The organism is Nitratidesulfovibrio liaohensis (assembly GCF_011682075.1).
Classification (GTDB): domain Bacteria; phylum Desulfobacterota; class Desulfovibrionia; order Desulfovibrionales; family Desulfovibrionaceae; genus Cupidesulfovibrio; species Cupidesulfovibrio liaohensis.
Window position 1 is genome coordinate 1 of sequence record NZ_VSMK01000063.1, and the last position, 7,928, is coordinate 7,928.

Sequence of the window (7,928 nt, forward strand, 5' to 3'; positions counted from 1 at the left end):
GCCCTGGCGGGCGCGCCGGACCTGTTGCTGCTGGACGAGCCCTGCTCCGGGCTGGACCCGGCCAGCCGCGCCGCGTTCCTGGCCCTGCTGGGGCAACTGGCCCGCGCGGGCGTGCAGATGGTGCTGGTCACCCACCACGACGGCGACCTGATTCCGGAAATCAGCCACGTGCTGCGTCTGGCCGATGGCCGCATCGCCCAGTGCGGCCCGCGCGGAGGCGACGGCTTGGCGCGGGACGAATCCGCATGACCGGCGGGCCGCTTTTCGAGGCACCCCGACTGGAGCGGGGCGTGCCCTTCGCCGGTCTGATCCAGGTGGCGGGCGTGCACGACATGGCCGAGGCGCAGGCCCTGCGCGAGGCCGGGGTGCATGCCATGGGTCTGCCCCTGCGCCTGCCGGTGAACGCCGAAGACCTGACCGAAGCCGAGGCCGCGCGGCTGGTGACGGCGGTGGAACACCTGCCCGCGCCGCCCTTGCTGCCCGTGGGCATCACCTACATTGCCGATGGGGCCGAGGCGGCGGAATTCTGCCGCGTGCTGGGGCTGCGCCGCCTGCAACTGCACGGCCCGGTGAGGGTCGCCGAACTGGCCCGGCTGCGGCGTGAAATTCCGGACCTGTTCCTGATCAAGAGTCTGGTGGTGCGGGCAGACGGCAACCTGCCGGAACTGCTGGACACGGTGCGCGAGCTGGCCCCGCAGGCCGACGCCTTCATCACCGACACCCACGACCCGGCCACGGGCGCGGACGGCGCCACCGGCCTCACCCATGACTGGGCCGTGAGCGCCGAACTGGTGCGCCGCTCGCCCCGCCCGGTTATCCTTGCCGGAGGATTGAACCCGGACAACGTGCGCGCGGCCATCCTGCGGGTGCGCCCGGCAGGGGTGGACGCGCACACCGGCGTGGAAGGCCCGGATGGCCGCAAGTGCCCGGACCGGCTGCGCCGCTTCGTGGCCGAGGCCCGGCAGGGCTTTGCGGAGGCGGTGCTGAGTGTTGCCCAGGCCGGGCCTCGTCGGGCCGAAGCCTGACGAGCTTCTCGCATCTCCCGCACCCTCCGCCGACGCGCAGTATCCGATCCCCCCCGCAGCACCAACGCGTGGCATCTGCCGCACGCCGTCTGTCGCGCACTTCCGGTCGCACACTTCCGGTCACGCGCGTCCTTCCCCCTCCTGCGGCAAGGCCCTTGAACTTCCTGATTCTTTCCGCTACACCTCGGATTGAGGATTGGGAAATTGCGCACAACCCGCGCGCGTCCGCGCCGGGGCACCAGAAGGAGGCTGTCATGGATTTCGCATGGTTCATCGCGGGTATTCTGGGCGTGGCCATCGCACTGCGCTACATCAAGTGCACCACCCCCAACGCACCGCACCACCACTAGTCACGCGTTTCGCCCTCACGGGCATGCGGCCTGCGGCGGGTTTTCCCGACCACGGCGCCCGCAGGAAACGGACGGCCCTGGTCGTCCGTTTCGCATTTTCCGCCCTTCCTCCCGCTTCCGTCCCAAGACGCCTCCACCCCGCACCGTCCGGGCATGGCCGCCCGGAAACGACGCCCCTGCTCCATGTGTCCCGCCTGTCCCGCCTGTTCAGAGTGTCACGCATGTTCCGGCTGTCCCTGCTGCCCTGACTGGCGAGGCATGGCGGTTTTCGCCGCCGCCACGGCATGGACGCAACGTCCGGCGTGATTCACCGTGACTCAGGTCACGGACCTGTCCGCCGTCATCGGTCAGTGTGGCGACGGGCATGCCGCCGTTACGTTTGCGCTGCGCAGCCTTCACTGCCTGCGTATCCGGACTGTATGCCGCAACTGTCGGCTGCCCGACGGACACCCACGTCCGCAAGGTGCAGAACCGCCGCGTGGGGCGCTGTGTTTCCACCGTCAGGCCGCTGCCGCCACGCGACAAGCCGGACAGGCTCCGGCCTCACCCGCTCGGCTGTCCAGCGCGCGTCGAATCGCAAGCCGTCCGCCAGTCAAACCCCTCGGCCATTTTCGCCTGCATCCGTCCCAAGGAGCATTCCGTGCCGCATTCCTCGTTCCGCCTGCCATCCCCCGCCCGCGTCCGCCTTGGCGTGCAGGCCGCCTACACCCTGTTCCTGCTGTATGCCGGTTGGCGCTTTTTCCTCTACGTGCGCTGGGCCATGGGCGAATCCGATGACTTCGTGCCCAAGCCCCCGTCCGTGGAAGGCTTTCTGCCCATCAGCGCGCTGATCGCCTTCAAGCGGCTGCTGTTCACCGGCCAGTGGGATCCGGTGCACCCGGCGGGTCTGTTCATCTTCATCGCCGTGCTGGCCATGGCCCTGCTGCTGCGCAAGGGCTTTTGCGGATACATCTGCCCCGTGGGCTTCGTCTCGTCGCTGCTGGCCCGGCTGGGCACGCGACTTGGCATCGCCCGGCGCACCGGGCCGCGCGCAGCGCGCCTGCTCTCGCTGCCCAAGTACCTGCTGCTGGCCCAGTTCGCCTGGATTTCCGTGGTGTCCATGGACGTGGAATCCATAGAAGCCTTCCTGCTTTCGCCCTACAACTTCGTGGCGGATACCCGGATGCTCCAGTTCTTCCTGGCGCCCAGCAACACGGCAATCACCGTATTCGCCGTGCTGGGCGTGGGGTCGCTGGTGCTGCCCTACTTCTGGTGCCGGGTGCTGTGTCCGTACGGCGCGCTGCTTTCGCTGCTGGCGCGCCTTTCTCCGGTGGCGGTGCGGCGCGACCCGGCAACCTGCGTGGACTGCGGGCGCTGCTCGCGCGCCTGCCCCGCCGCACTGCCCGTGCAACGGCTGGAAAGGGTATCGTCCGGCGAATGCGTGGGGTGCACCGAGTGCATTGCGGCCTGCCCCGTGAAGGACTGCCTTTCGGTAACCCTGCCAGGCAAGCGCCGCCTGCCCGCGTGGTCCATCGCCGCCGGGTGCGTGCTGGTGCTGCTGGCGGCCTGGGGCGTGGCGCAGGCGCTGGGCATGTGGGATTCGCCCCTGCCGCAGTCCATGGCACGCCGCTTCCACATGATGCTGCGGGCGGGGATGATCACGCACTAGGGGGCACTGCTTCCCCGCCCCGTTCTCACTTTTGCGTTGCGCATGCACGCGACGCACCATCCGTGACGCATCCCGGCGCCCCGTCCGAGAGAAATTGGGGGGGGGCCGGGATGCACACATTCCGCTTCCATTGCCCGGCCTTTGCGCCACGCATATCCCTCCGCAATGGATAGATGCTGTGGCGCCGCGAACCGACGCGCCCCTGCCCTGCCCGCTCCGCACGGCGAAAGCGCACCTTCTTCCTTCACATCCCTCTGCCGCAGTATTGCGGCGTTACCCCCCTTGTCATCTCCCGCTGCGATATTACATAGTTGCGCGGGCGGCCAGACGGAAAGGCGAGCCGCGCGGCCATGCCATGGCCCTTCGGCCCGTCTTGGCGCAGCGCCTTTTGTCCAATTCAGGCGCGGCCCACCTTGGCGCGTTCGGGCTCGGCAGCCTCTGGTCCACGCGCCGCCTTCCGCCGCACAACCAAACGCGCGGGCACCCCGCGCCTACCCCACGCAAGGAGCACAAGACCGTGACCAGTCAGATCAAGACCGCCATGCTGCTTGCCCTTCTTTCGGGCATCATCATCGTCCTTGGCGGGGCCATGGGCGGCAAGACGGGCATCATGATCGCACTGATCCTGGCCCTGGTGATGAACGTCGGCAGCTACTGGTATTCCGACAAGATCGTCCTTTCCATGTACGGCGCGCAGGAAGTGGCCCCCCAAGACGCCCCCATGCTGCACGCCATGGTGGAGGAACTGGCGGCCCGCGCGGGCATTCCCAAGCCGCGCGTGTGTGTCATCCCCGAAGACGCCCCCAACGCCTTCGCCACCGGGCGCGACCCGGCCCACGGCGTGGTTGCGGTAACCCACGGCATCATGCGCATCCTCTCGCCGGAGGAACTGAAAGGCGTGCTGGCCCACGAGATCGGGCACATCGCCAACCGCGACATTCTGGTGCAGACCGTGGCCGGGGTGCTGGCCTCGGTCATCGTGTCCATCGCCAACATGATGCAGTGGGCGGCCATCTTCGGCTTTGGCCGCAGCGACGACGAAGAGGGCGGCACCAGTCCGCTGGTAGCCATCATGATGGCCATCGTGGCGCCCATTGCCGCCTCGCTGATCCAGTTCGCCATCTCGCGCTCGCGCGAATATCTGGCCGACGAAACGGGCGCATCGCTGTCCGGCAATCCGCTGTATCTGGCCGGTGCCCTGGCCAAGTTGCAGGCATGGTCGCAGAAGGTGCCCATGCAGCACGGCAGCCAGGCCACCGCGCACATGTTCATCGTGAACCCGTTCAGCGGAGCCAGCATGGCCAGCCTGTTCAGCACCCACCCGCCCATGGAAGAACGCATCGCCCGTTTGCAGGCCATGGCCGCACGGCGCTGATCGGGCAACGCGCGCCAGTCAGACCGGCGCATCCGGAACGCACGGCCGGAACACACAACCGGACCGGAGCCACCGGCGCTGCCACCAGTGGCGCGCACGGCACACATCGACTATAAAAAGGGGCGGGGCATTGTTCCCGCCCCTTTTGCACGCACCACCCCGGAGGCACCGTGAGCACCGTCCATGAAGACCTTGTGCCCTTCGTCGAACAGCACGTGGACTGGCACCGCCACCTGGGCATCCGGGTGGAGGAGGTGCGCACCGGCTACGCCCGGCTGCGCCTGCCCTTTCGCGAGGAATTCGCGGGCAACAAGTCGCGCGGGGCGCTGCACGGCGGGGTCATCTCCACCCTGACGGACATCTGCGGCAACGTGGCCCTGTGGACCCACTTCGGCCCCAACGACATGGTTTCCACCGTGGACATGCGCGTGGACTTCCTGCGGCCCGCGCCCTTCGCCGACCTGATAGCCGAGGCCGACGTGCGGTTGCAGGGCTATCGCATCGGCAACATCTTCGTGCGCATCGCCTCCGATTCCGCACCCGGCGTGGCCGTGGCCGAAGGCCGCATCGTCTGCTACGTGAAACGCGCGGAATGAAATAATTCATGCCGAAGGCCTGTCCGGCCTCCGACTGCCCCCCCCCGAAACTGCCTTTCCCGCGCCACCGGGGCCCGGCCATGCCGGGCCCCCTTTTTCGCGCCTTGATGTTCCACAGCACTGCAACGAATTGCCCTACATATACTTAATCATGAAAAAATGTTTATCGTTGCTTTTTCACTCGGAGTTGCCTTATTCATAAAAAGAGACATAGTCTTGCCGCATTACGACAAAAAAAACCAGTTTTCCAATCAAACGATACGCCTTAGCCACATCAACTGGAAAAATCACAATGAGCGCAGCTCAAGGAGATGGAGATGTCTGCATTCAGATCAATGAACATCTTCTCAAAACTAGCGATTTCGTTTGCAACAATCATCGTCATAATGATTTTCATAAGCATATTCGGCGTAACACGCCTGGATTCCGTCAATAAAATCTCATCGGAAATGAACGACGTCTACACACCTTCAATACGATACACCAACAGAATAATACAATATATTGTTACTTTCAGGCAACTTGAGTTCCAACATAATATATCCACAGAAGCATCTGCCATGCGCAGTTCTGAAGATGAAATGAAAGACGCCCTGGAATCCTTTGAAAAGACAGTCCGAGAGTACGAAAAGCTCCCTCGGAATATGGTTGAACAGGAAAATTACGCTCAAATAAAAACGGAATGGTCACGGTATATATCGTTGCATGAACGTTTTCTTGAGCTTTCTCGCGCCAATAAAAACGAAGAAGCCCTGGCCATGATGGGCGGAGAAATGTTGTCGTTGTACCGTCAGGTGATAACCACCGCCCGCAAGGTTATCGAAGCCAACAGCGCAAAGTCCGCCGCCGCCAGCGATGAAGGTGACCATACTTACACCATGGCTCGCAACATCATGTACGGCCTGACCATCGGCGCCACGCTGGTGGCCGCCGCCATAGCCTTGTACATGGGCCGCCTGATAGCCCGCCCCGTTACAGAACTGGCGACATCGGCAGAGCGCATTGCCGACGGGGCCTATGACACCCCCCTGCCGCCAGACGCCCTCTTTCATGGCGAACTGGTGACCCTGCATCGGGCCTTTGGCGAGATGGTCACCAGGATCGTTGCCGCGCTGAAAGGCGCGGAGCAGAAATCGCGCGAGGCCGAACAGGAGGCGGAACGCGCCCGCAAGGCCATGGCGGAGGCGGAAGTGGCCAAGAACGATGCCGAAGCGAAAGGCGAGGCCATTCTGGCTGCCGTAGCCCGCCTGGAAGTGGTCATGGAACAGCTTTCCAGTTCGTCCACCGAACTGGCGGCCCAGGTCGAACAGGCCAGCCGGGGGGCAGAGGAACAGACCCGCCGCGTGAGCGAAACGGCCACCGCCATGGAAGAAATGAACGCCACGGTGCTCGAGGTGGCCCGCAACGCCACCGAGGCCTCGGACAATGCCCGCAACGCCCGCACCCGGGCCGAATCTGGCGCTCAGGTGGTCAACAAGGCCGTGCACGCCATAGAGGCGGTGCGCCGCCAGGCTGAAGCCCTGAAGGACGACATGGGGCGCCTGGGCAACCAGGCAGAGTCCATCGGCCAGATAATGAACGTGATCACCGACATCGCGGACCAGACCAACCTGCTGGCACTGAACGCGGCCATCGAGGCGGCCCGCGCCGGTGACGCCGGGCGCGGTTTTGCCGTGGTGGCCGACGAGGTGCGCAAGCTGGCCGAAAAGACCATGAACGCCACCAAGGAAGTGGGCGACTCCATCCGGGCCATCCAGGACAGCGCCCGCACCAGCATGCAGAGCGTGGACGGTGCGGTAAGCACCATCGGCGAGGCCACGGCCCTCTCGAGCGAATCTGGCACGGCCCTCGGCGAAATCGTCACCCTGGTGCTGGTGGCGGCGGACCAGGTCAACGCCATTGCAACCGCATCGTCGCAACAATCCACGGCCAGTGACGAGATCAACAGGTCCATAGAGGACATCAGCCGCATTTCCAGCGAGACCTCGCAAGCCATGCAGCACTCAGCGCAGGCCATCGGCGAACTGGCCCAGCAGACGCAGGAACTGGAAAACCTGGTCCGCGCGCTGCGCAACGGCTGATTTGCGGCGGAGGTTGGAGAAGCAGTTCGGATTTGCCCGCTTTCACGTCCGCCACCGACAACTGCGCGCAAAAAGGGCGTCCATGCCGGAAAACGGCACGGGCGCCCTACTTCATGTGCGCGCACGCAGTGTGCGAGCAACGCGGAAACGGTGCGGGCGGCCTGCCCCCCCCCACCCTCAGCGGTCGTCACCCCGGTCGCGCTCCAGAATGCCGAGCATGCGGGTAATCTCACGGCGCTTCACCTGTTCCGGCGCGGCATCCAGTTTGGCGATGTCCTTGCCCTTGGTCCAGTCGCCGTCGGGCCGCTCCAGGCGGAAGGCCTGTTCCGCGCGCGCCTCGAAGGCGGCCAGCGCAGCCGGGTCGTCCAGCACCGCCGGGCGACCGAAGCGGGGTGTATCCACCATGGGCGTATCCCCTGCCATGATCAGCGGTTCGCGGTATTCCACCACCACCTTCACGTGGCGCATCTCTGCACGCCCGGTAAACCTGCGAACCAGCGCGCCCCCGCGCCATGGCGCCGGGTCATCGCCAAAGGCCGGGGCCAGCGCGTCCCTGTCCGGGGGCAGCGCGAACGTGGCGGCGTGCACGGTCATGCCCGCCAGTTGTCCTGTTGCGGTGCGCACCTCGTCCTGGCCCGATGTCACCTCCAGCGGCCAGCGATATTCGCTGGAAGCTTCCGCCAGCAAGGCCGCCAGACGGACCGGAGCGCCGCCCCCCCCACCGCGCGTGGGGCTGGCATGCAGGGCATAGTACACCCTGGCGGAGCCGGTTCCGCTGGCCGTATCCGGCACTAAGTCGGCCACGCCCGCCCCTGCGGGCGTCAGTCCGGCTGCCGGGCGCACCAACAGCGCG

General features: G+C 65.7%; 7 protein-coding genes. 6 read left to right on the plus strand and 1 reads right to left on the minus strand.

The features are described 5' to 3' along the window. The 6 genes from FVW27_RS02850 to FVW27_RS02875 form a co-directional block, all read left to right on the plus strand. Positions 1 to 249: AAA family ATPase (locus FVW27_RS02850; RefSeq protein ID WP_167122582.1), on the plus strand; the 249-nt coding region annotated here is incomplete at its 5' end. Beyond that, on the plus strand, positions 246 to 1,025 hold the full coding sequence (locus tag FVW27_RS02855; protein WP_167122584.1) for a phosphoribosylanthranilate isomerase: 780 nt from the start codon (positions 246 to 248) through the stop codon (positions 1,023 to 1,025). The genes FVW27_RS02850 and FVW27_RS02855, both read left to right, overlap by 4 nt. Before the next feature lie 990 nt (positions 1,026 to 2,015). Beyond that, positions 2,016 to 3,023, plus strand: a complete 1,008-nt coding sequence (locus tag FVW27_RS02860; protein WP_167122586.1) for a 4Fe-4S binding protein — start codon at positions 2,016 to 2,018, stop codon at positions 3,021 to 3,023. 517 nt (positions 3,024 to 3,540) lie between these two features. Further along, the gene (locus FVW27_RS02865; RefSeq protein ID WP_167122588.1) at positions 3,541 to 4,398 is read left to right on the plus strand and encodes a zinc metalloprotease HtpX; all 858 of its coding nucleotides are present in this window, start codon (positions 3,541 to 3,543) and stop codon (positions 4,396 to 4,398) included. A gap of 170 nt (positions 4,399 to 4,568) precedes the next feature. Then, positions 4,569 to 4,994 (plus strand): PaaI family thioesterase, encoded by a 426-nt coding sequence (locus FVW27_RS02870; RefSeq protein WP_167122590.1) that lies wholly within the window; start codon positions 4,569 to 4,571, stop codon positions 4,992 to 4,994. Positions 4,995 to 5,329: 335 nt separating this feature from the next. Beyond that, complete coding sequence (locus FVW27_RS02875; RefSeq protein WP_279586592.1) at positions 5,330 to 7,075, plus strand: methyl-accepting chemotaxis protein; 1,746 nt, start codon at positions 5,330 to 5,332, stop codon at positions 7,073 to 7,075. Positions 7,076 to 7,252: 177 nt separating this feature from the next. On the opposite strand, the gene FVW27_RS02880 is transcribed toward FVW27_RS02875, so the two are convergent. Continuing rightward, positions 7,253 to 7,928: DUF4851 domain-containing protein (locus FVW27_RS02880; protein WP_167122594.1), on the minus strand; the 676-nt coding region annotated here is incomplete at its 5' end.